This window comes from Streptococcus sp. 10F2 (assembly GCF_054331515.2).
Genome location: NZ_JBTGGE020000029.1, coordinates 1 through 23786, shown reverse-complemented (window position 1 = coordinate 23786; position 23786 = coordinate 1). Strand labels below are relative to the sequence as shown.

The 23786-nt window shown below is 43.8% G+C and carries 20 protein-coding genes; 13 read left to right on the top strand and 7 right to left on the bottom strand.

All coding sequences use genetic code 11. The features are described from left to right. The first annotated feature begins 280 nt into the window (after positions 1-280). The 5 genes from ACXM1Q_RS06015 (at position 281) to ACXM1Q_RS05995 (ending at position 5391) form a co-directional block, all read left to right on the top strand. On the top strand, positions 281-526 hold the full coding sequence (locus ACXM1Q_RS06015; RefSeq protein ID WP_458517107.1) for a hypothetical protein: 246 nt from the start codon (positions 281-283) through the stop codon (positions 524-526). A 7-nt stretch (positions 527-533) separates the two neighbouring features. Continuing rightward, entirely contained in the window at positions 534-1091 is a 558-nt protein-coding gene (locus tag ACXM1Q_RS06010) for a CvpA family protein (RefSeq protein ID WP_458517105.1), read from the top strand. A gap of 56 nt (positions 1092-1147) precedes the next feature. Beyond that, positions 1148-3484: an endonuclease MutS2 gene (locus ACXM1Q_RS06005; RefSeq protein ID WP_458517103.1), complete on the top strand. Its 2337-nt coding sequence runs from the start codon at positions 1148-1150 to the stop codon at positions 3482-3484. Positions 3485-3562: 78 nt separating this feature from the next. Next, positions 3563-3874, top strand: coding sequence for a thioredoxin (gene trxA, locus ACXM1Q_RS06000; protein ID WP_458517101.1), 312 nt, complete (start codon positions 3563-3565; stop codon positions 3872-3874). A gap of 176 nt (positions 3875-4050) precedes the next feature. After that, positions 4051-5391 carry an alanine/glycine:cation symporter family protein gene (locus tag ACXM1Q_RS05995; protein WP_458517099.1) on the top strand — a complete coding sequence of 447 codons (1341 nt, stop codon included), beginning with the start codon at positions 4051-4053 and terminating at the stop codon, positions 5389-5391. 204 nt (positions 5392-5595) lie between these two features. Here ACXM1Q_RS05995 and sstT read toward each other — a convergent pair whose 3' ends face one another. Next, a complete protein-coding gene (gene sstT, locus ACXM1Q_RS05990; protein ID WP_458517097.1) occupies positions 5596-6807 on the bottom strand; it encodes a serine/threonine transporter SstT in 1212 nt (403 codons plus the stop codon). A gap of 211 nt (positions 6808-7018) precedes the next feature. Here sstT and ACXM1Q_RS05985 point away from each other — a divergent pair, with 211 nt between their 5' ends. The 4 genes from ACXM1Q_RS05985 to ACXM1Q_RS05970 are packed head-to-tail and all read left to right on the top strand — an operon-like array spanning position 7019 to position 10573. Further along, positions 7019-7867 carry a mechanosensitive ion channel family protein gene (locus tag ACXM1Q_RS05985; protein ID WP_458517095.1) on the top strand — a complete coding sequence of 283 codons (849 nt, stop codon included), beginning with the start codon at positions 7019-7021 and terminating at the stop codon, positions 7865-7867. A 21-nt stretch (positions 7868-7888) separates the two neighbouring features. Then, on the top strand, positions 7889-8428 hold the full coding sequence (locus tag ACXM1Q_RS05980; RefSeq protein ID WP_458517093.1) for a DUF4352 domain-containing protein: 540 nt from the start codon (positions 7889-7891) through the stop codon (positions 8426-8428). Positions 8429-8437: 9 nt separating this feature from the next. After that, positions 8438-9376: a peptide-methionine (R)-S-oxide reductase MsrB gene (gene msrB / locus ACXM1Q_RS05975; protein ID WP_458517091.1), complete on the top strand. Its 939-nt coding sequence runs from the start codon at positions 8438-8440 to the stop codon at positions 9374-9376. 9 nt (positions 9377-9385) lie between these two features. After that, positions 9386-10573, top strand: coding sequence for a CapA family protein (locus ACXM1Q_RS05970; protein WP_458517089.1), 1188 nt, complete (start codon positions 9386-9388; stop codon positions 10571-10573). Positions 10574-10633: 60 nt separating this feature from the next. On the opposite strand, the gene treR is transcribed toward ACXM1Q_RS05970, so the two are convergent. The 3 genes from treR to treP are packed head-to-tail and all read right to left on the bottom strand — an operon-like array spanning position 10634 to position 14479. After that, complete coding sequence (treR, locus tag ACXM1Q_RS05965; RefSeq protein ID WP_135036237.1) at positions 10634-11356, bottom strand: trehalose operon repressor; 723 nt, start codon at positions 11354-11356, stop codon at positions 10634-10636. 3 nt (positions 11357-11359) lie between these two features. Continuing rightward, positions 11360-13006 carry an alpha,alpha-phosphotrehalase gene (gene treC / locus ACXM1Q_RS05960; protein WP_458517086.1) on the bottom strand — a complete coding sequence of 549 codons (1647 nt, stop codon included), beginning with the start codon at positions 13004-13006 and terminating at the stop codon, positions 11360-11362. A 57-nt stretch (positions 13007-13063) separates the two neighbouring features. Next, on the bottom strand, positions 13064-14479 hold the full coding sequence (treP, locus tag ACXM1Q_RS05955) for a PTS system trehalose-specific EIIBC component (protein ID WP_458517084.1): 1416 nt from the start codon (positions 14477-14479) through the stop codon (positions 13064-13066). Positions 14480-15494: 1015 nt separating this feature from the next. On the opposite strand from treP, the gene ACXM1Q_RS05950 reads away from it, so the two are divergent. Genes ACXM1Q_RS05950 through ACXM1Q_RS05940 form a run of 3 tightly spaced genes read left to right on the top strand, consistent with a single transcriptional unit; the run spans position 15495 to position 18378 of the window. Beyond that, a complete protein-coding gene (locus ACXM1Q_RS05950) occupies positions 15495-15920 on the top strand; it encodes a CopY/TcrY family copper transport repressor (protein WP_458517082.1) in 426 nt (141 codons plus the stop codon). 6 nt (positions 15921-15926) lie between these two features. Further along, positions 15927-18158, top strand: a complete 2232-nt coding sequence (locus tag ACXM1Q_RS05945; RefSeq protein WP_458517080.1) for a heavy metal translocating P-type ATPase — start codon at positions 15927-15929, stop codon at positions 18156-18158. Between the two features lie 10 nt (positions 18159-18168). Then, entirely contained in the window at positions 18169-18378 is a 210-nt protein-coding gene (locus ACXM1Q_RS05940; RefSeq protein ID WP_458517078.1) for a heavy-metal-associated domain-containing protein, read from the top strand. A gap of 110 nt (positions 18379-18488) precedes the next feature. Here ACXM1Q_RS05940 and ACXM1Q_RS05935 read toward each other — a convergent pair whose 3' ends face one another. The 3 genes from ACXM1Q_RS05935 to tyrS are packed head-to-tail and all read right to left on the bottom strand — an operon-like array spanning position 18489 to position 21226. Then, positions 18489-19076 carry a ribonuclease H1 domain-containing protein gene (locus ACXM1Q_RS05935; protein ID WP_458517076.1) on the bottom strand — a complete coding sequence of 196 codons (588 nt, stop codon included), beginning with the start codon at positions 19074-19076 and terminating at the stop codon, positions 18489-18491. Positions 19077-19087: 11 nt separating this feature from the next. Then, a complete protein-coding gene (locus ACXM1Q_RS05930; RefSeq protein ID WP_458517074.1) occupies positions 19088-19909 on the bottom strand; it encodes a putative RNA methyltransferase in 822 nt (273 codons plus the stop codon). Positions 19910-19969: 60 nt separating this feature from the next. After that, positions 19970-21226, bottom strand: a complete 1257-nt coding sequence (tyrS, locus tag ACXM1Q_RS05925) for a tyrosine--tRNA ligase (protein ID WP_458517072.1) — start codon at positions 21224-21226, stop codon at positions 19970-19972. Between the two features lie 118 nt (positions 21227-21344). Here tyrS and pbp1b point away from each other — a divergent pair, with 118 nt between their 5' ends. After that, a complete protein-coding gene (gene pbp1b / locus ACXM1Q_RS05920; protein ID WP_458517070.1) occupies positions 21345-23636 on the top strand; it encodes a penicillin-binding protein PBP1B in 2292 nt (763 codons plus the stop codon). Positions 23637-23786: the final 150 nt, after the last annotated feature.

Sequence of the window (23786 nt, the reverse complement as noted above, 5' to 3'; positions counted from 1 at the left end):
CATGTTTCCATTATATCATACAACTGCATACAACACAAACAAAATCTAACGAGAGCTTTAAAAAAATCCAGTTCTATCAAGTAATTGAACTGGATCGGCTACAACATAAACTGATAAACTCGGGAATCTGTTCCTGATTATTGGACAGATCAATCTTTTGCTACTTTAACATATAGGAACTATTGTATCATATTTTAGCCGTATTCAGTGGTGGAAATGAGACCCATTTTGCAAATGACAAGCCTTATTCTTTCTGTTATAATGATGAAAAGGTGATATTATGGCAAATTTAAATCGATATAAGTTTTCTTTTGGTAAAAGAACCCTAACATTAACAACGGAATATGATAATCTTTTTATGGAAGAGATTGAACGTCTCGCACAAGAAAAGTACCAGGCTTTGAAAGAGCAGATGCCCAAGGCGGATGATGAGACCCTAGCCTTGCTTTTAGCGATTAATACGCTATCTGTGCAGTTGAACCGAGAAATGGAGCGTGCTCAGGAAGATCAAGAAGAGGCTAAGTAGGTGATTTATGCTTGATGTAGTCATTCTTTTGGTTTTGGCTTGGAGTTTTTATCTAGGCTATCAGCGCGGTTTGGCCCACCAAATTGGCCAGACGATTCTTTTTTTGATTTCTTTTCTGATTGCATCCGTTGCCTATACTCAGGCGGCTCAGTTTTTGAGCCTGTGGATTCCCTATGCCAATCCTAGCAGGGGAAGTCAGGCCCTCTTTTTTGAATCAGGAATTTTGTTTGATTTGGACCAAGTTTTTTATAGTGGTCTCGGATTTGTGATGGTCTTTACGATTGTTTGGATGGTTGGCCGTATTTTAGCGACATTCCTAGTCTTTTCTCCTTGGAAACGGGAGTGGGATAGTGTACCAGCTTCTCTGATATCTGCTGGTCTTTCCCTTCTTTTAACCTGGTTCCGTTTAGAAATGCTGATTTTTATTGTCGCAACGGTTCCCCTTGCCGGAGTTCAAGACACTCTCAGTACCAGTTTTTTGGTCCAATTTATGATGAACCTCTCCCCATTTAGTCATCTTGTCCTTCGTCCACTTTGGGTGAGCAGTGTTCTGAGTAGCTTTTAAAGAATATGGAAGAGTTTGGGAACAGGCTCTTTCTTTTTTAGATTTTTGGAGAAAAAATGAATCATAAAATATATGAAAGTTTGGAGTTTACAGAAGTTAAAAGTGCATTAGCCCCCTATCTTCGGACGGTAGAAGGGCAGAAAACCTTAGCTAATCTGGAACCCATGATTAATGTCAAAGATATTCAACAGGCATTTGATCAGTTGAGCGATATGGAGGAGCTAGGCAAAGCAGGCCATACTCTGCCCATTACGAGTCTAGGAGATTTGACGCCAACTCTGAAACGTTTGCAGTTGGAAGCAGAATTACAGGTGGCTGATTTTCAAGATATAAAAGCTATGCTGAGAGGCAGTCAGCTTTTGAAGGATTTTTATCTAGATTTGGAAGATATCCATCTTCCCAATCTAACGGCCTATTTTGAAAATCTAGAGACTTTCCCACAATTTCAAGGTGCCCTGCAGGCTATTGCGGATAACGGCACCATTGAGGATTTTGCTAGTGAAGAATTGCTAGGGATTCGCCGTCGTTTGCGCCAAGCAGATCGTGACTTGCGCCAAACGATGCAGGAATTACTGAAGAAGAAAGCGGATTATTTGGCAGATCCTCTCTTTGCCAGTCGAAATGGTCGCAATGTTTTGCCGGTCAAGCAGAGTTTTCGGAATCGTGTTCAAGGGATTGTGCAAGACATCTCGGCTACAGGGAACACGGTTTATATTGAACCTCGTGAATTGATTCAAATGAATGAAGGGATTGCTAGTTTAGAAGCAGAAGAACGGTATGAAATTCGCCGAATTCTTCGAGAATTGGCGAATCTTTTTCGCCCTCAAGTGCAATCCTTCCAAAATAATCATTGGCTCTTGGGTCATTTCGATTTCTTGGCGGCTAAGTATCAATACATGCGTGATCGTCAAGCCCATATCCCAAGTATTTCTAGCCAAAACGACATCCGCTTGCTTCAACTTCGTCATCCCTTATTAGAGCAGCCAGTCGCTAATGATCTTCATTTTGGAAAAGGTTTGAGTAGTATTGTGATGACAGGGCCTAATACAGGGGGAAAAACGCTGATGCTTAAGACCCTGGGACTAGCGCAACTTATGGGGCAGTCAGGTCTGCCGATTCTAGCTGCTGAAGGTAGCCAGATCGGGGTATTCGATGAAGTATTTGCAGATATCGGTGATGAGCAGTCCATCGAGCAGAGTCTCTCTACTTTCTCGAGTCATATGACGAATATTATTCACATTTTGGAGCAGGCAACGCCTCTCTCCTTGGTTTTGTTCGATGAATTAGGAGCAGGGACAGATCCGCAAGAAGGAGCAGCCTTGGCAATTGCTATTTTGGAAGATCTTCGCTTGCGGGGAATTAAAACGATGGCAACAACCCATTACCCTGAATTAAAGGCGTATGGAATTGAGACGGAAGCTGTTGAAAATGCCAGTATGGAATTTGATACGTTAAGTTTGCGGCCGACTTATCGCTTTATGCAGGGAGTTCCAGGGCGGTCCAATGCCTTTGAAATAGCTAGACGTTTAGGTTTAGCGGAAGTTGTCGTGGTTCAGGCGGAAGGTCAGCTTGATCACGATCAGGATGTTTCCCGTATTATCCAGCGTTTGGAAGATCAGACCTTAGAGAGTCGTAAACGGCTAGAAGGGATTCGGGATTTAGAACAGGAAAATCACAAGTTGAATCGGGCTTTGAAAAAGCTCTACACTGAATTGGAACGAGGACAGGAAGCTGAACTCAATGCTGCTCGTGAGGAGGCTCAGAAGATTGTCGCAAAAGCTACTGAAGAGAGTGACCAAATTCTGAAAAATCTGCAAGCAGGTGCCCAGCTCAAACCGCATCAGGTGATTGAAGCCAAGGCTAAACTGAAAGCATTAACCCCAGAAACGGTTGATCTTTCTAAAAACAAGGTTCTTAATCGGGCTAAAAAGAAGAAAGCTCCTAAAGTAGGAATGGAAATCCTTGTTAGTCATTATGGTCAACGAGGCAATTTAGTTCGTCAATTAAAAGATGGTCGCTGGGAAGCTCAGGTTGGTTTAATGAAGATGACATTAAGAGAAGATGAGTTTGAAGCTATCCAAAAAGAAAATTCTTCTAATCAGCCGAAGTCTAAGAAGGTGTCAACAGTTAAACGGACTAAGAGCCAGGCAGCTAAGGCACGTCTAGACTTACGTGGTAAGCGTTATGAGGAAGCTATGGAAGAACTGGATGCCTTTATTGACCAAGCCCTGCTCAATAATATGGCTCAGGTCGATATTATTCACGGAATTGGAACAGGGGTCATCCGCGAGGGGGTTCAGAAATACCTTCGCCGGAATAAGCAGGTCAAGTCCTTTGCTTATGCACCACAAAATGCTGGAGGTTCTGGAGCTACCATTGCTATTTTTAAATAAGGTAAAGGCGTATCAAATTCTGTCATTATTTTTCAAATTGGTGTAAACTAATGGTAAGAAAGAAAAGGAGAGTTTGATATGGTACAAAGTGTAACCGATGCAAATTTTGTAGAAGAGACTAAAGAAGGTCTTGTGTTAATTGATTTCTGGGCTACTTGGTGTGGTCCTTGCCGTATGCAGGCTCCAATCTTGGAGCAATTGGCGGGTGAAGTCGATGAATCTGAGTTGAAAATTGTGAAGATGGATGTGGATGAAAATCCAGCTACTGCGCGTGAATTTGGTATTATGTCCATTCCAACCTTGATGTTCAAGAAAGATGGTGAGGTTGTTAAACAAGTAGCAGGCGTACATACGAAGGAGCAAATTAAAGAGATTGTAGCTTCTCTATAATAGTAGAAAGTCTGGGATGATGTCATAGAGTGAGTCATCCCAGACTTTTTATGTGTAATCCATTTTTAAATGTGTTTGAAATTGACAAAGAGGGCGTCTTGTTTTAAAATGGGGGGTACAGTTTTTTAGAGAGGCTCCAATCTTGTGAGAGATTGGAGTAGAGGAGAGGAGTAGACATGATAGAGTTTTTGACGCAATTGGATGCGTTTGTATGGGGACCACCCCTTTTAATCTTGTTAGTGGGAACAGGGATTTTTCTCAGTTTCCGGTTGGGAATGTTACAAGTGACCCAACTCCCACGAGCCTTGAAATTGATTTTTAAAGCAGATGACAAGAATGGTACTGGTGATATTTCCAGTTTTGCAGCCTTGAGTACAGCCCTAGCTGCGACCATTGGTACTGGTAATATTGTTGGGGTAGCCACAGCCATCAAGATGGGTGGCCCAGGTGCCCTTTTCTGGATGTGGGTAGCTGCCTTTTTTGGAATGGCGACTAAATACGCTGAGGGTGTTTTGGCTATTCGCTATCGGGTAAAAGATGAAAAAGGGGCAGCATCAGGTGGTCCGATGTACTATATTGTGAATGGTATGGGAGAGAAATGGCGTCCCTTGGCCAATTTCTTCGCAGGAGGTGCCGTACTAACAGCCCTTCTGTCGACTGGTACTTTTACTCAGGTATCTTCCATTACTGATTCGATTAAAACTGGTTTAGGGATCGGCTCAGAAGTAACAGGTCCTATTTTAACGATTCTTGTGGCTGTTGCTATTTTTGGTGGGATTCAAAGTATTTCAAAAATTTCAACAGCTGTTGTTCCCTTTATGGCCTTAGTCTATGTATTGGCTGCAGGAGCAATTCTGGTTGTGAATGTGGATCAATTGCTTCCGACTTTAGAATTGGTATTTACCAGTGCCTTTACACCAGTTGCAGCTCTAGGTGGTTTTGCAGGTGCGACGATTCGAACAGCTATCCAAACCGGAATTGCGCGTGGGGTTTTCTCGAACGAATCTGGAATGGGGAGTGCACCGATTGCGGCTGCGGCTGCTAAAACAGAATCTCCTGTAGAACAAGGTCTTATTTCGATGACAGGTACCTTTATTGATACCATCATTGTTTGTAGCTTGACCGGTCTTTCAATCTTGATTACTGGTGTTTGGGCAGGAGATGTCAATGGAGCTAGTCTGACCCAAGCGGCATTTTCGACGGTATTTGGGAACTTTGGAGCGATTCTTTTGATGCTTTTCTTGGTTCTCTTTGCCTTTACAACGATTATTGGCTGGAACTATTATGGTGAGCGTTGTTTTGAATTCTTATTTGGCCTTCGCTTTATTTGGATTTACCGAGCTCTCTATGTAGCCTTTGTTTTCCTAGGAGCCTTTTTGACCGTTGATGTTATTTGGTTAATTGCAGATATCGTAAATGCCTTGATGGTTCTTCCAAACTTGATTGCCCTCTTGGCTCTTAGTCCGATTGTTGTGATGGAGACTAAGAAATATTTAGATAAACAAAAGAAAGCTTAAGCATTTAGATAGAAAGTCGAGATTGAAAAGTCTCGGCTTTTTGATTGTGCGCATAAAGGAGTAGGTTCGCCTTTCAGTCTTGAAATCTTGGCCTGTGCAAATACTTTTGGAATCAATGTTTTTTTGTATGTTGTTGGAGTCTTCAATAGAGTGATTGTGAAGGATGCAAAAAATCCCCCTGGTTAACCAGAGGGATTGCAAGCATTAAGCTTCTTTTTTCTTCCAAGCACTCCATTCTGCATAGGCAGTGTAGAGAACGTCAGTTGAAGAGTTGAGGGCAGTTTCACAGGCATCTTGGATGATACCGATGATAAAGCCGACACCGATAACTTGTGCGGAAATGTCACCAGAGATTCCAAAGAGGCTACATGCCACAGGAATCAAGAGGAGAGATCCACCGGTAACTCCGGAAGCTCCACAGGCTGATAAGGCAGCCACAACAGAAAGGAGCAGAGCAGTTCCGAAGTCTACAGGAATTCCAAGCGTGTGAACTGCAGCAAGGGAAAGAATTGTGATTGTAATAGCAGCACCACCCATGTTGATGGTTGCTCCAAGAGGGATAGAGATTGTATAGGTATCTTTATCCAATCCAAGTTCGTCACAGAGTTTCAAGTTTACAGGGATGTTGGCTGCAGAGCTTCGAGTAAAGAAGGCAGTTACACCACTAACTTGTAGAGTTTTGAAGACTAGTGGATATGGATTTTTACGCATCATCACAAATCCAATAATTGGGTTGATGACCAAAGCTACAAAGAGGTTTGTTGCGACAATTACGATGATTAATTGTCCATAACCAAGAAGGGCATCTACACCTTGTTCAGAGATAGCTTTGAAGACCAAACCTAGAATTCCGAACGGTGCTAGGTTGATGACCCAAGCAACGACAGTTGAAGTGACATCTGCAACCGTTTGTAGTAATTCCTTACTTTGTTTGCTAGCTTGACGCATAGCAATTCCAAAGACACTAGCCCAAGCAAGGATCCCAATGTAGTTACCATTGGAAATAGCACTAACAGGGTTTTCTACAATGTTGAGCAAGAGGTTACGTGCAATTTCAGCTAAACCGCTAGGCGGTGCGATATCCGTAGCCGCATTTGCTAGTGTTAAGGTTGTTGGGAAAGCGAAGGAGACAAGCACAGCAACCAAAGCAGCAGCAAACGTGCCGAATAGGTAAAGGATAATGATGGTTTTCATATTGGATTGGCCACCTTCTTTGTGCTGAGCAAGAGCGTTAGTAACCAAAGCAAAAACCAAGAGCGGAGCAACTGCTCGTAAAGCACCTACGAAGACATCTCCGAGGATTCCGATAGCTGACCAAGACGGAACGATGAGGGCGAGTGCAAAACCAATCACAACCCCAATAGCAATTCGCTTGATCAGGCTGGCTCTATTCCAGGCCTGAATGTAACGTTTCATGATTGAAACCTCCTATAAATTTATTTAAAATAGTCTACTATAAGAAATTCCCTCTGTCAATGGATTTTCTAGGTTTTATGAAAAAAGTTTGGAATTTTCGCAACTTTCAATCTCTTTTTTATAAAAACTTATGGAAATCATAAGAGGATTTGATGGGGACTGAATAAAACGGAAGTCCCTCCCTGTGTTATAATAGGGAAAAGGAGGTTTTATGCAAAACCTAGTATTAAGATACTTGGAAAAGGTCCAGTGGGAGGAGATTTTAGATCAGTTTGTTTCTAAATCGATTTCCTTATTGTTTTTATTTCTCTTGTTTTGGATTGGGAAAAAGCTCATTCATGCTCTCGTCCATCGCCTACTAGCTCCATCTATGCTGTTGATGCAAAGTCATTCAGCTCGCAAAGAAACCCTCTTGCGTTTGATTGACAATGTACTCAATTATGCCCTCTATTTTCTCTTGATTTATTGGGTTTTGTCCATTCTTGGTTTGCCAGTGTCCTCACTTTTAGCTGGAGCTGGTTTGGCTGGGGTTGTGGTTGGTCTTGGAGCACAGGGGTTCTTGTCGGATATGGTCAATGGTTTCTTTATCCTCTTGGAAAGACAGTTGGATGTAGGAGATTATGTAACCTTGCCGAATGGCTCTGGAAAATTGTCCGGAACAGTCGAGAATGTCGGGATCCGAACGACCCAGGTTCGTGATAGCAATGGGACCCTTTATTACATCCCTAATCGACAGATTCTCATTGTTAGTAATCGCTCTCGGGGAGAGGTTTCTCTTACTTTAGATCTGCCCTTGTTACCAGGGACGGATTTTGAATTAGTGGACAGGGTTGTGGAGCAAGTAAACCAGTCGCAATTGCAGGGCTTTAGTCAATTAGATGGTCAACCGAAGGTGCTTGGTGCCCAGTGGAGTCGGGCTGATGGTTTTGTTTATCGCATTTCTGTTCCTATTCGTCAAGGGCAGGATGCAGGAATCGCTTATCCCCTCTATCGTCTATACCAAGATGCTTTGAAGGAAGCTGGTGTGAGTTTGTCGAGCTCTTCTGGCTCTACGAATTAAGATGAAGGAGGTGAGTCCAGCATGACGGACAAAAAGACCTTGAGGTCTCAGCCCTACTGGATTTGGATTCTTAGCTTGGTAGGCTTGAATGTATTCTTATTGGTGGGAATTGGGATTCTGCTCTTTTCTTATTTAGGTCTAGCTGAGGAAAATGAGCAATATGCTCGTCTTTTAGGCTTAAATCAAAAAGAAGAAAGTGTTATCGAGCAAGAACTTGGTAAATCGCGACAATTTGTAACGGGGGAGCGGGTAACGGTTAAGACCATCGAAAGAGATGAAAATCAGGAGATGTGGGATGATGCAACTGGCTTAGCAGTTGTGGTTGAACTCTTGGTTGAAAATAATCATGGGAATACTTTCCGTGTCAATCCCTATAGTTACGAATTGTTTGACGAGGAGGGAGAACCCTTGCTATTAGATAGTATAACCTTTGACCAAGAGGGTTTGGATAAGAATCTAGAGCCAGGAACACAAGGAAGCTATCGTTTGATTTTTGATGGTGAGATGGGGGAAGGACCCTATTATCTCGTGCACTATGATACGCAATGGAAGTCTAAATAGGAGGTTGCTATGAAATTAATTTATTTAGCTGGTGGTTGTTTTTGGGGCTTAGAGGAGTATTTTTCTCGTATTGAGGGTGTTCAAAAGACCAGCGTGGGTTATGCGAATGGTCAAGTAGAAACAACGAACTACCAACTCTTAAAAGAAACGGATCATGCGGAGACGGTTTCTGTTAGCTATGATGAGACAGTCATTGGGTTACGAGAAATTCTGCTTTATTATTTCCGAGTGATTGATCCGCTCAGTGTCAATCGGCAGGGGAATGACCGTGGTCGGCAATACCGGACAGGAATTTATTATCAGGATGCAGAAGATTTGCCAGTGATTGAACAAGTGATGAAGGAACAGTCACAGCACTTTGGTAACCAACCCTTGGCCGTTGAAGTGGAACCTCTTTGCCATTACATCCCTGCGGAGGATTATCATCAAGATTATTTAAAGAAAAATCCAGGTGGCTATTGCCATATCAATGTGGAGGATGCCTACCAGCCTTTGATTGATCCAGCTCTGTACCAAAAGCCGGATCAAGAAACGCTGAAAGAGCGTTTATCAGAGGAAGAGTACGCTGTGACGCAAGAGAATGCGACCGAGCGTCCGTTTACAAATAAGTATGATGAACACTTCCAAGAAGGGATCTATGTCGATATTACTTCTGGAGAGCCGCTCTTCCAGTCTGCAGATAAATACAATTCCGGTTGTGGTTGGCCAGCTTTTTCTAAACCAATTGCGAAGGACTTGATCCAGTATCGCCAAGATTTGAGTCACGGTATGCGACGGATTGAGGTTCGGAGCCGGGCAGGTGATGCGCATCTGGGACATGTCTTTGAAGACGGTCCACGAGAGTCTGGTGGACTTCGTTATTGTATCAATAGTGCCGCTCTTCGTTTTGTGGCTAAGGAAGATATGGAAGCGGAAGGTTATGGTTACTTACTAGACTTGCTAGATTAGGAAGAGTTTATGAAAAAGGAAGTTTTTATAACAGGTCTTTTAACTGCTGTGACCTTGGCAGGTGTAGGGGTTTACTTTGGTCGTCCCTATGTGCAAGAACTGGTGAAAAATCAAGAGGATAGCCAGGTTAGTCAAGCTCGAATTATGGCTCACGGCGATTTGTTGTACCATGATATTCTTTACTATTCTGCAGAGCAGGCAGATGGCAGTTATGATTTTTCGGAAAATTTCACGTATGTCAAGTCTTGGTTGGATCAAGCTGATCTAGCCATTGGTGATTTTGAAGGAACCATTAACCCGGACTATCCTTTGAGTGGTTACCCGCTCTTTAATGCTCCTTCTCAAGTGGTTCAGGCTATTAAAGATGCAGGATATGATGTTATGGATTTGGCCCACAACCATATTTTAGATTCGGGTTTGGAAGGAGTGGCGACAACAGCGCAGGCTTTCCAGAAAGCCGGTATTGAGCCACTTGGGGTTTATCCAAATCAAGCTCGTAACCAGGCTCCCTTGCTCATCAAGGAGGTCAATGGCATTAAGATTGCGCTGCTAGCTTATGCGTATGGTTTTAATGGGTTGGAAGCTGGGCTTAGCCCAGAAGAGTATGAATCTGTTCTGTCTGATTTGGATATGGAGAAAATGGAGGCAGAAATTAAGCGGGCCGAGAAAGAAGCTGATATAACCATTGTGATGCCACAAATGGGAGAGGAATACCGCTTGGAACCGACAGATGAGCAGGTTGCCATCTACCACAAAATGGTAGATTGGGGTGCAGATCTGGTCTTCGGTGGTCACCCGCATGTCCCCGAACCAACTGAAACGATTGAAAAAGATGGCGAGAACAAGTTCATTATCTACTCCATGGGGAATTTTATTTCGAATCAGCGTATTGAAAGCATGGATGGTATGCCTAACTCCGAATGGACTGAGCGAGGTGTCCTTATGGATGTGGAGGTTGAGAAAAAGAATCAACAGACACGAATCAAAACAGTCAAAGCTCACCCAACCTGGGTTAGCCGAGTGGAGAAGGGAACCTACTCCCAATTTGGTTTCCCTCAATACCTTTACCAAACTTTGATTATCGAAGATTTCTTGAAAGGTGGCCGCTATGAGGGACAACTGGATTTTGAAACTCAGGCACGAATTGAGGAAGCATACGAGGCGACGAATGAATTATTGGCTATTCATTGGCCATAATAGATGAATTCTATATAATAAAGACCGGTTTCTCCAACTTTTAAGGAGAAACCGGTCTTTTTAGGATTGTCTACGCGAAAAATTTGTGAATTTGAAGGATGAAGGTCTGTGGTGGGATTGGTTGAGCTGGAACGGTTGCCCATCCCCTAGGAAGACAGTGGCTTCAACAAGGGCAACATAGGCTGGCTCTAGCTGTTGGAAATAGTCTTGGAGAGTTTGATTGGCTGGTTGGAAGGTGATGGTTTTGGCTGAATGACTAATGACTAAGTTCAAATCCTTTTCAATGTAGCGGTAAATGGATGTCTGAGCAACTTCTTCCGTGATACCAGGTACAAGCTTGGGATTGAAGAAATCGATGTCGACGATGTTGACTCGTGGCCCTTTTTTTCGCAGGCGGACAACTCGGAGAATAGTATCAAAATCTCTTAGTTGTAGAGCCGTTTTGACATCTGGATAGTCTTTGGCCTTGATTGTTTCTAGTACAGCAACTTCGGTTTGGTAGGGTTGACTGAGCCCTGCATTGATTTCTTGGAAACTGGTTAGACTGGCCAACTCAAAATTGAGGGAAGGATCATAGATAACGATAGACCCTTTCCCTCGAATTTTTTGGATGTAGGCATCGTTTTGTAGAAGTTGCAGAGATTTACGGAGGGTTTCCCGAGAAGTCTCAAATTGTAGGCAGAGTTCCATCTCAGAAGGGAGTAGTTGCCCTTGACAATAGATTCCTTGCCGAATGTCTGCTTTGAGTTGGTCATAGATGACCTGGTATTTTTTACGATTCATAGGCTAACGACTAAGGAAAGCGACCGTCTCAAATGGACGGAGTTCCAAGGACTGTTCAGCTTCTCGCTCGCCATAGTTTCCAAGGAGATACTTATAGTCTGTACCTTCCATTGAGACAGTGGTCGATTGATCATAGAAGTTATTGAAAACAATCAATTCTTGATCGTCCAATTGACGCTTATAAGCAAAAACCTGTGGGTGGTCGGTTAGGAGAGGCTGATAGGTTCCTTCCTGAATAATAGCTAATTCTTTTCGAAGACGGATTAAGTCTTGGTAGTAGCTAAAAATACTACCTTCGGCTAACTCTTTTTCGACATTGATATCTTTATAGTTTGCAGCCACCTCTAGCCATGGTTGGCCAGTTGAGAAACCTGCATTGGTTTGGTCATTCCATTGGATTGGTGTACGGCTGTTATCACGGGATTTGACTTGGATAACGTTCAAAGCATCCGCTTCACTTAAACCACGATCCAAGAGCATTTGGTAAGCATTGATACTTTCAATATCCTTGTATTGATCCATGCTGGTAAATCCGGGATCAGTCATTCCGATTTCTTCACCCATATAGATGTAAGGAACCCCTTTCATCATGTGGATAGTTTGGGCCAACATTTTTGCGGATTCTTCCCGATACTCTTGGTCATTGGTGAAGCGGGTTAGGGCACGAGGTTGGTCGTGGTTATTCCAGAAGACTGCATTGCAGCCACCACCTTGATCCATTCCCACTTGCCAGTCATTGAGAATTCGTTTTAATTCTGCGAAGTCCATCGCCTGATTTTGCCATTTGTCGCCATCTTTATAGTCAACTTTGAGATGGTGAAAACTAAAGGTCATTGATAGCTCATGACGGTCTGGTCTGGTGTAAAGGATACAGTTGTCAATGGTGGTTGAGGACATCTCGCCAACCGTTACGATATCTGAATCTTGTCCAAAACTCGCTTGATTCATTTCCTGCAAGTAGTCGTGGACAATTGGGGTATCGGTGTAGAGGGCTTTTTCTTGTTGTTCATTGATAGAGTCGACAAGGACTTCATCTTTTCCAATGACGTTGATGACGTCAAAGCGGAAACCAGAAGCTCCTTTTTCCCGCCAGAAGTTGACAACATCGTAGAGCTCCTTGCGGACTTCTGGATTGTGCCAATCCAGGTCCGCCTGGGTTTTATCATAGAGATTCATGTAGTACTTGCCAGTATCTCCGAAAGGTTGCCAAGCTGGGCCACCGAATTTTGATTGCCAGTTGGTTGGTAGGCTACCATCTGCCTTAGGTTCTCGGATGTAATAGTAGGCTTGATATTTCTCATCACCAGCTAAAGCTTTTTGGAACCATTCGTGTTCCGTTGAAGTGTGGTTGAGCACCATATCTAACATGATTCCCATACCGAGTTCTTTGGCTTGGCGGGCTAATGCTTCAAAGTCTTCCATAGTTCCGAAGCGGGGGTCGATGGCCCTGTAGTCCGCGATGTCATAACCATTGTCATTTTGAGGAGACACATAGAAAGGGTTAAGCCAGAGAATGTCGACTCCTAATTTTTTCAAATAAGGAAGTTTTTCAATAATGCCGGGTAAATCTCCGAAACCATCCCCGTTGCTGTCCTTGAAGGATTTAGGATAGATTTGGTAAACAACTTTGGAAAATAATGAATCTTTCATGAAAATACCTTTCTAATCAAAAGGGGTGGGGTTTCTTGAAACCCACCCCTAAAAATCTTAGTCTTTTTTCTCAAAGCGAATGAAGACAAATGTTAGAACTATTGGAAGAGCGATTACAATTGCTAATCCAAGGGCAAAAATACCCCAATATTGTGGAACGATGGAAAGGATACCAGGAATACCACCGATACCAACAGAATTGGCAAGAACTGGTACAGAACCTAGAAGGGCTCCGGCAATTCCGGCTGAAACCATAGCTGCTAGGAAGGCAGCCTTATGACGAAGGGTTACCCCGAAGATAGCTGGTTCTGTAACTCCCAACCATGCAGAGATGGCAGAAGTGAGGGCCATGCTTTCGTTTTTGTTATCTTTATTTTTACGGAAAATCAACATCATGGCAAGGGCAGCAGATCCTTGAGCGACATTAGACATCACAAGGATTGGCCACAAGAAAGTACCATTTTCAGATGCAACCAATTGGAGGTCAACTGGTAGGAACATGTGGTGCATACCAGTGATGACAAGTGGAGCATAGAAGGTACCGTAGATGAGACCTCCCAACCAGCCAGCTGTACTGAAGATAGCCATCATGATGTTTGTGATTTGAGTCGCCAACCACATGGTCACAGGACCAATAACTGTGAAGGCAAGGAAACCAGTAATCAAGAGTGAAACAGGGGCAACTACCAAGAGTTTCAAGCTATCTGGAACACGTTTGTTCAACCATTGCTCAACATTAGCCAAGATGAAAGCCGCAAAGAGAGATGGTAGAACTTGTGCTTGGTAGTTCATTTGTTGAACTGGGATACCGAAGAGGTCCCAAGTTGGAATTTCAGCAAGTCCGCCAGTGTTTGCATCAAACAAGGCATATTGAGAAGTCAATCCAGGGTGGCAAAGTACTAAACCAAGAACGATTCCCAAGAGTGGTGAACCACCGAAACGGGTCATTGCTGACCAACCAACAAGAGCTGGGATAAAGATGAAGGAAGTTGCTGCGATAAAGTTAACGATACCAGCAAATCCAGCGAATCCAGGATACATTTCAACAATGGATTGTGCTCCAAAAATTCCAGGTTGGGTAAGGACATTGTTAATCCCCAAAAGCAAACCAGAAGAAATGATAGCTGGTAGAATTGGAACAAAAACGTCACCCAATAATTTTACCAATTTTTGAAGAGGATTCAAATCTTGAGCAGCCTGTTCCTTAGCTTCTTCTTTAGATACAGCCTGTGCTCCTGTTTGTGCTACCAGTTCTTCGTAAGCTTTGTCAACAATACCAGGACCAATGATAACTTGATACTGACCATTGGCAGAGAACTGTCCCTTAACCAAATCAATTTGATCGAGGGCAGATTCATCTACTTGCCCTTCATCTTTTAGAATAAAGCGAAGACGGGTCACACAGTGGGTTACACTGTTGATGTTGTCCTTGCCACCAATGGCTTGAACGATTTTAGAAACATCGTTTTTCATAAGATCTCCTTTTGAAAGCGTTTTTTAAGCTTGTATAGACAAATTATAGTAGACTTGTCTATACTTGTCAAGGGTTCATTTGGAAAAAAGTTTATAAAAAAGCCCTCCTACTGGGCTGATTCCAGCAGGAGGTGACTCATTAGGCAACAAAACCGTTCGTTAAAAAGATTGCTGCTAGAAGGAGGAGATAGACTTTCTTTTCTTGAATATAGAAAGAGTAGAGGAGCCCTCCTAGAGCATAGGATAGAATTTCAGGTAAGCTGAACTGGAAAGAAAATAGCAGGAGGCTCTGGAAAAGGAGACCGGCCAGACCGTAAAAGCAGAGAGACTAGACTAGGTTTTTGAGGGAAAAGCTGAGAGTTTTCATGGGTCCACCTCCGAATTTGTTGTATGAATCAGGATGTCGACGAAATAGAATATTTTTTATGTATATTTATTGTAGAATATTTGTGAATGCTTTAAAATATTTTTGTCAGGACTTATTTTAGGAGGGAAATCCATGTCTTATATTATTTTAATTTATTCAATTCTTTTGATGGTGTCGGCAATTTTAGGATATAAAAACCGCTTGGGAATATCCTTCTTATTCTTATTGTTAAACCTATTCCTGTTTCTTTGTACGCTATATTATGTATTGGACCCAAGTTATAATCTTAGTTTAATCTTATCGATTCTCTTAATATCCATTTCAGTTAATTTATTTATTGATAGGAAAAAAAGCGGGAAAGAAATTCATTATAGTCATCACGTCATCAAATTTATAATCCACGTATTATTTATCTATTATCTACTCAGATAACTTTTGGAAGCAATTCCACTTTTATTTTGACATTCTATTTAAATTTAGGAAAAGGACATCTGAAAAATTATATGTTATGTGGGTAGGAGCAGAGGTATTTTAATAGGATGATCTCAGAATAAAAAAAAAAAACAAACTTCTCTCTTGACATTTTCTGTCTACAAATGTAAACTATAAATATAGACTACAAGTGTAAACGAAAAAGAGGTAAATACTATGAAAGGAATCATGTCGACTGCAGAATGGCAGGTAATGCGGGTTCTCTGGGCTCATCCAGACAGTGGCAGTAGTCAGATTATTGACTACCTGCAAGCGGATTTTGAGTGGAAACCCAGCACTGTCAAGACTCTTCTGACTAGGCTCAAGGATAAGGGCTTGATTGAGGCTCAAGTGGAAGGCAAACGCTTTGTTTATCGAGCTGTGACGAGTGAGCAGCAGGAGTTAGAGAAGATGGGGCAAGAGTGGTTGGATAATCAGTGTCAGACCAAGCATGGAGAGCATTTATTGGCTCTTTTGAAGCAGGCCCAACTGACTCAGTCTGACTTGGAGAATCTAGTAGCTTGGGCGGAGACCGCCAAGGAAACAGCGCCGACTCAATTGGCTTGTTCTTGTTTGCCGGGGCAATGTGATTGTCATGCTTAGAAGGAGATGAAGATGGAAGAACGTTTGTACCAAGTTTCAGGCATGACCTGTGCTTCCTGTGCCTTAACGGTGGAAACTGTTGCGGGGCAGCAGGAGGGAGTTGAAGAGGCGCAGGTTAATTTAGCAACTGAAAAATTGACTCTGAGAACGACAGGGGATTTTCAAGCTAGTGTCTTGGAGGCAGCGGTGTCTGGTCTGGGATATGATTTAGTAGAGCAGAGGTTAGAGTGGGATATCGAGCAACGCCAGTCTCAAGAGGAAGACAAGGAAGTTCGATTGGAGGCTGAGCGTCGGCGTTTGCTAGGGACCGCCTTGTTGACACTGCCCTTACTCTATATTGCTATGGGTTCCATGTGGGGCTTGCCTCTTCCAAGCTTTTTGGCGCAAGGGGCTCCTTTTGTCCTGGTCCAGTTCTTTTTGACAACGGTCGTTCTTTATGTAGGGCACGGTTTTTACCAACGTGGTCTGCGCAATCTTTTTCAGGGGCACCCCAATATGGATAGTTTGATTGCCTTGGGAACAGGTGCTGCCTATCTCTATTCGACCTATGGAACTTGGCAGGTCTTGCAGGGACAAGACCATTTTGCCCACCATCTCTATTTTGAATCGGCCGCAACCATTATTTTCTTTGTTTTCTTAGGGAAATATTTAGAGGCAAGGGCCAAGCAAGAGACTTCTCGTGCTCTGAAAGGACTTAGTCAGTTAGCACCCCAAGAAGCGACACGTATCGGGACTGCAGGGCCAGAAATCGTTGCGACCAAGGATTTGAAGGTCGGAGATCGGGTACGGGTCTTTCCTGGAGATAGTTTCCCGGTGGATGGAATTGTCTTAGCAGGTAGTGGTTATGTGGACGAATCCATGATGACGGGGGAAAGTCTTCCTGTTTATAAGGAAGCTGGTCAGTCGGTTTGGGCGGGAAGTCTCAATCAAACCGGTAGTGTGGATTACCAAGTTACTCAAGTGGGAGGAGCAACTCTGCTGGCTCAAATTATTACCTTAGTCGAAGAGGCTCAGGCACAAAAAGCTCCGATTGCCGCCTTGGCAGACCGATTGGCTCGTTATTTTGTACCGCTGGTCTTGGCAGGTGCCTTATTAGCGAGTTTAGCTTGGTATTTCTTGGGTGGGGCAGATCTGGAATTTGCCTTGTCGATTTTTATAGCAGTCTTGGTGATTGCCTGTCCTTGTGCCTTAGGCTTAGCGACACCGACAGCGATGATGGTGACGACTGGGCGGGGTGCTCAAAAAGGTGTGCTGCTTAAATCCGGTCCGGCTTTGGAAAGTTTGGCTCAGATTCAGACGGTACTGTTGGATAAGACAGGGACTGTCACAGCTGGTCAGATGAAGTTGACAGATCTAGAGCTTTGGGCAGAGGAGTCACGAGCAGAGGTTTTGGCTCTTCTAGCTTCCGCCGAAAGTCATAGTGAGCACCCAATTGCTCAAGCATTTGTTCAGGCAGCTGAAGAAGAGGGGATTGATTTGCGGACTGCCTATGACTTCCAAGCCCATGTCGGGCGTGGTATTGAGGCTCAGGTTGACGGGCAACGGATCTTGGTTGGAACCAGTCGCTACTTAGAAGAGCAGGGTGTTGTTATCCCGCATGAGTTGGATTTACAGTCTTGGGAAAGTGCTGGAAAAACTACTCTCTTGTTGGCGCGTGAGGGGATTCTATTAGCGGCTCTAGCGGTTTCGGATCCTATTAAGGAGACTAGCCGCGAGGCGATTAGGCAATTGAAAAAACGCAATTTGGAAGTTGTTCTTTTGACAGGTGATAAAGAAGCAACTGCCCAAGCTATTGCTAAAGAAGTGGGAATTACCCAAGTTGTGGCTCAGGTACTTCCACAGGATAAGGCTGCTCAAGTTGCTGCCTATCAAGAGCAAGGAAAACTCGTAGCCATGGTTGGCGACGGTATTAATGATGCTCCAGCTCTAGCTCAAGCTGAGGTCGGGATTGCCATGGGAACTGGAACAGATATTGCCATGGATGCTGCTGATTTGGTTCTTCTCCAAGGTGATTTGCTCAGTCTAGTCGATGCGGTTACCCTTAGTCGAGCTACACTTGGCATCATTAAAGAAAACCTCTTCTGGGCCTTTATCTACAATATCATTGGTATTCCAATTGCCATGGGACTTCTTTACATCTTCGGAGGTCCTCTCTTGAATCCTATGTTGGCAGGTTTAGCTATGAGCTTGTCCTCTGTGTCCGTTGTCTTGAACGCCCTTCGCTTACGTTGGAAATAAAGGAGAAAACATGAAACAAACTGTTCAATTAGCAGGACTATCCTGCCAAAATTGCGTTAAACATACCACCGCAGCCTTCTCAAAACTGGCAGGTGTAGAATCCGTGACTATTGATCTGGATCAACAGCTAGCCCAAGTGACAACCAATATAGTCTATCAGGTTCAGGACTATCAAGAAGTTCTGGGATCCTTGCCCTACAAGATTGAATCTGTTCGTTAACACCAAAACGCCGTTCCTTTTGGAAGACGGCGTTTTTTGTGTGAGTGCTTATGGTGAGCTTGTTCGAAGCTATTTTCTAATTCCTTTAGCAAACCTAGTTTTGTCTTTTGTTATCCTATCCCCAAAGCCGCTTTAGCTAACTGATCGGCACGATTATTGAGGGGATCACCACTGTGGGCGTGGACTTTACGGAAGTGGATTTGAATGAGCGGGGAGTAGCGGTCAAATTCTTTTTTGTAGGCTTGGGAGATGGCTTTATTGGTTTTCCAGTCGCCGGTGGCCCAGGATTCGACACCTTGGTAATCGTAACAAATAGTGATGCTGGGATAGTCGTTGAGAACAGCCCATTTGATGGCGGCTAGGCTGGCTAGGCATTCCCCAGCCACTTGGTGAGATTCAAGGAAGATATCACGGTCTCCAGCAAAGGAAAGACTTTCGATTTCTTTTCCGTTCAAGATGAAGGAGACACCGGAACCGTATGCCTGCTTCCGTTTATCGTAGGAGCCGTCCACGTAGGCTTGAAGTTGGTCAGAGGCGATGGGTGCTTGGGCTTTATCCTCCATGTAGACAAGAGCCTCATCTTGGCTGGTGAAGGATTTATATTGTGCACCTGAGAAGCCTTGCACTTGTTGTTGCGCCTCGGGCCAGCTGGTGTAGATTCCTGTTTGGCGTCCTTTTTTGACTGCGTAAAATTTCATAAGCGTCCTTTCTAAAAGCGAGCTTGGTAGAGGGTGGCGGAAATGGTGATGTGAGTTAGCTTGGTCCAGTCAAAGTCTGTGAGATTCACTTGTTGGAGCAGTGGGGTCATTTCTAGTAAAGCTTCTCGGAGCTGGGGTGTTAGAGAATAGGTGGCCGTTAGCTCTTTCTGGTCTAGGATTTGCATTTGTTCTTTGAGGTGGTGATCAATGTCCTCGGGCTGGTAGGCTTCTTTGCCCAGAATCTCTCGGATTTCAATTAAGTGTTGAGCTCCTGGAATAACTTTGAGGACTGTCCCTTTGGGCTGTAATAACCGCTGAAACTCTTGATAGTTAGCTGGAGAAAAGACATCCAAAATCAAATCGAGACTGTGATTTTCTAAGGGAATCTTGGCTAGGTCTGCCACAAACCATTTGATGTGCTGGCGGCTATCCGCCTTGCTGGCGAGAAGGATGGAGTCTTTGGACAGGTCAAAGGCATAATAGTTACTAGAATAGCTGCTTTCCAGATGTCGGCTGTAGAAGCCTTCACCACAGGCGACATCTAAGATGGATCGTGGCTGAAGTTTCTCGATTTGCTGAGTCAGGCCTTCTAGGATATGGTCATAGAGTCCAGCTTCTAGGATTGTTTGGCGAGCTAGGAAGGAATCTTTCTGGTAGTGCTGAGAGGTCTTGGCCTGGGGAGCCAAATTGACATAACCTTGCTTGGCCAAGTCGAAACTATGGCGATTCTCACAGACTAGACTGCATTCCTGAAGGTGTAAGGTTTGATGGCAGTGGGGGCAGATAAAGAGGAGGTTAGGATCTGTAAATCGTTGAAGTTTGGGTGGCAGCATAGAGTCTCCTTTGGTTGGAAAAGGCCAGGGCCCAAAACTGGGTCCTAGCCTTTGTGAAGTCTAGTATGTTAGGATCGAATATTTTTTCTTACCGCGACGGATAACAGTGAGTTGGTCTTCTAGACGGTCCTTGTTATCTAGCTGGTAGTCCAAGTCTTGGATACGTTCTCCGTTGATGTAGATAGCTCCATTCGCCACATCTTCACGAGCTTGGCGTTTGGATGGGGAAATGCCAGCTGTCACCAAGATATCAACCAGATTCAAGCTATCTTGATCAGTTACTTGGTAGTTTGGTACATCACCTAACCCTTGCAGTAGTTCGGAAACAGAAAGTTCTTGGATATTTCCAGAGAAAAGGCTTTCGGTGATTTTGAGGGCTTGTTCGTAGGCTGCTTGGCCGTGAACGAGGGAAACCACTTCTTTAGCCAGAATTTTTTGGGCTAGTCGTTGGTGTGGAGCTGCTAAGAATTCTTTTTCAATCTCTGCGATTTCCTCTAATGAAAGGAAAGTGAAGATTTTCAAGAAGCGAACAGCATCGTCATCCAAGACATTAAGCCAGAACTGGTACATTTCATAAGGACTGGTTTTGCTAGCATCTAGCCAAACAGCGTTTCCTTCGGATTTACCGAATTTTTTACCGTTAGCATCAGTAATCAATGGAACGGTGAGAACATGGCCAGTTGTATTAGCCTTGCGGCGAAGCAATTCAGTTCCAGCAGTCATGTTGCCCCACTGGTCACTTCCTCCAATTTGGAGGGTCACATTGCGTTCTTGGTTGAGAGTATAGAAGTCGTAGCCTTGCATGATTTGGTAGGCAAATTCGGTGTAGGAAATTCCAGTTTCAATTCGGGATTTAACCGAATCCTTGCTCATCATGTAATTCACAGTGAAGTACTTTCCGACATCCCGGAGGAAGTCAATGAAGCTGACGCTGCCAAACCAGTCATAGTTGTTGACCATTTCTGCCTTGTTGGCACCATTGTCGAAGTCTAAGAAACGGGAGAGTTGTCCTTGGATTTTTGTTACCCAACCGTCAACGGTTTCTTTGGTTTGTAGGCTGCGTTCGGTATCCTTGAAGGATGGGTCACCAATGAGTCCAGTTGCACCACCAACCAAGGCATAGGGTTTGTGCCCAGCTAATTGCAAGCGACGGCTGGTGAGAATCGCTACTAAGTGGCCTAAGTGCAAGCTGTCAGCGGTAGGGTCATAACCTGTATAGTAAGAGAGTTGTCCTTCCTCTAGCGCTTTGCGAAGAGCTTCTTCATCCGTTGTTTGGAAGACCAAGCCCCTTTCTTTCAGCTCATCAAAAATGTGCATGTCTGACTCCTTTTTTGTTTCATTTTTCTTACTACAGTTTAACAAAATAAGGGATAATTGAAAAGAGCGAGGGCATTTTGCTATAATTGGGACTAACGTAAAAAAGGAGACAGACATTGTGAAGCACAAAGCTAAGAGGAATAGGGAAGAGGAGGCGTGGACCTGGAAGGATAGTGTGGGAACAGTCTTTCAGGTACAGTATCTCCTGCTAAAGGTCTTGCTGGTTTTTTTCTGGGGTTTTCTGGTACTAGGTGCCGGCGTGGGTTTGGGATATGCGGTTAGTCTTTTTCAAACGGCACAAGTTCTAGAGGGAAATGAGTTAGTTCAGCAAGTGACGCGAGTAGCCGGTCAATCCGAGTTGCGTTATGCTGACGGGAGTTTGATTGAAAAGGTTGATAGTGATCTTTTGCGGACCCCAATCACCTTAGATAAGGTATCCGCCTCAGTCCAGGATGCTGTGATTGTAACAGAAGATGAGAACTTCTATGACCATGATGGGATTGTTCCTAAGGCTGTTATTCGGGCAACTTTGGGATCTGTTGTCGGTCTTGGTAGTTCGAGTGGGGGTTCCACTCTGACTCAGCAGTTGATCAAACAGCAAGTTGTTGGAGATGCACCGACTTTTTCTCGGAAAGCGGCAGAAATTTTAGATGCCTTGGCCTTGGAGGAATCTATGTCCAAGGAAGATATTCTGATGGCTTATCTCAATATTGCCCCTTTTGGTAGGAATTATAAGGGTCAAAATATAGCAGGGGTTGAGGAGGCAGCTCAGGGAATTTTTGGGAAAAGCGCAAGTGATCTCAATCTTCCTCAGTCAGCTTTTATAGCAGGGCTTCCTCAGAGCCCTATTGTCTATTCCCCTTATGCGGCTGATGGAACGCTAAAAACCGAAGAGAATCAGACGCTAGGACTAGAGCGGCAAAAAAATGTTCTTTACAATATGTACCGAACTGGAAAAATCTCAGAGGCAGAGTACCAAGAAGCTTTGGACTATGATCTCCAAGCCGATTTTAGGCCAGGTCAGCCAACGGAAGGGGAAACCCATAATTATCTTTATTATACTGCTGTAGCTGAGGCTCAAAAAGCGATGTATAGTTATTTGATTGAACGGGATAAGGTGAGTGAACGGGATTTGAAAAATGAGTCAACCGTAGCTGCTTATCAAGAATTGGCTGCAAAAGAACTGCACAGTGGGGGCTATGTTATCCATACCACGATTAATAAAGCTGTCCACCAAGCAATGGAGGAAACAGCTGCCAACTATGGATCTGTTTTAGATGATGGAACTGGACGGGTTGAAGTTGGTAATGTTCTTCTGGATAATGCAACAGGAGCAGTTCTTGGATTTGTTGGAGGTCGAGATTATGAGACGAATCAGAACAATCATGCTTTTGAGACTGTCAGATCTCCAGGGTCGACGATTAAATCTATTCTTCCGTATGGCATAGCCATTGATCAAGGGATGATGGGAAGTGCCAGCATTGTGTCCAATTATCCGACAAATTATTCTAGTGGTCAGCCAATTATGCACGTGGGAAGCCGTGGAACAGCGATGATGCCCTTACAAGAGGCGATTAATAAATCGGAAAACATTCCTGCCTACTGGGCTTATCGAATGCTACGGGAGAGTGGTGTGGATGTTGAAGATTACATGAAAAAGATGAATTACGATATTGCTGATTACAATATCGAAAGTCTCCCTCTTGGTGGTGGAATTGAGGTATCCGTTGATCGGCATACGAATGCTTATCAAATGTTGGCAAATAATGGTCAGTACCAGGAACGTTACCTCGTAGCTGCGATTGATACTCAGTCTGGAGATCGAGTTTATGAACATACCAATCAGCCTGTTCAGGTATTTTCTGCAGCGACTGCAACAATTATGCAAGAATTGTTACGCGGTGTTATCCAATCGGGTGATACAACAACCTTTAAGAGTCGTTTAGGAGGTCTAAATCCTTCCTTAGCGGGAGCGGATTGGATTGGTAAGACGGGAACTACGGATGATTATATGGATGCTTGGCTGATGGTAGCAACACCAGGGGCGACTTTGGGAGGTTGGACAGGTCATGATGATAACACTCCGATGTCGACGATGAGTGGTTACAATAATAATTCTCAATATATGGCCCAATTGGTTCAGGCTATTCATCAGGCGGATCCAACAGTTTGGAAAACAGAGCAGCGCTTTGAATTGGCCCCAGATGTTATTCGATCAACTGTCCTTCGTTCAACAGGCCAAGCACCAGGTACGGTTGATATCAATGGTCGTCAAATAACAGTGTCTGGTGCTACTACTACCAGTTACTGGGCTGTAAACGGTGCGCCTGTAACTTCTTATCGTTTTGCGATTGGTGGAAGTGACGCAGATTATCGACAAGCTTGGGCTTCTATTCAAGGAGGGCGCTAAAGGATCTCTCAGGATTATTCGATAGTTATAGTTGTTTCACTTTAAAAAACATTGTTTAGACATTCTATCACCGAGTTATATTTGGGTAGTAACTCTATGACTTTCTTCTTAAGGTTAGCCCATGCTTTTTCAATCGGATTTAGTTCAGGA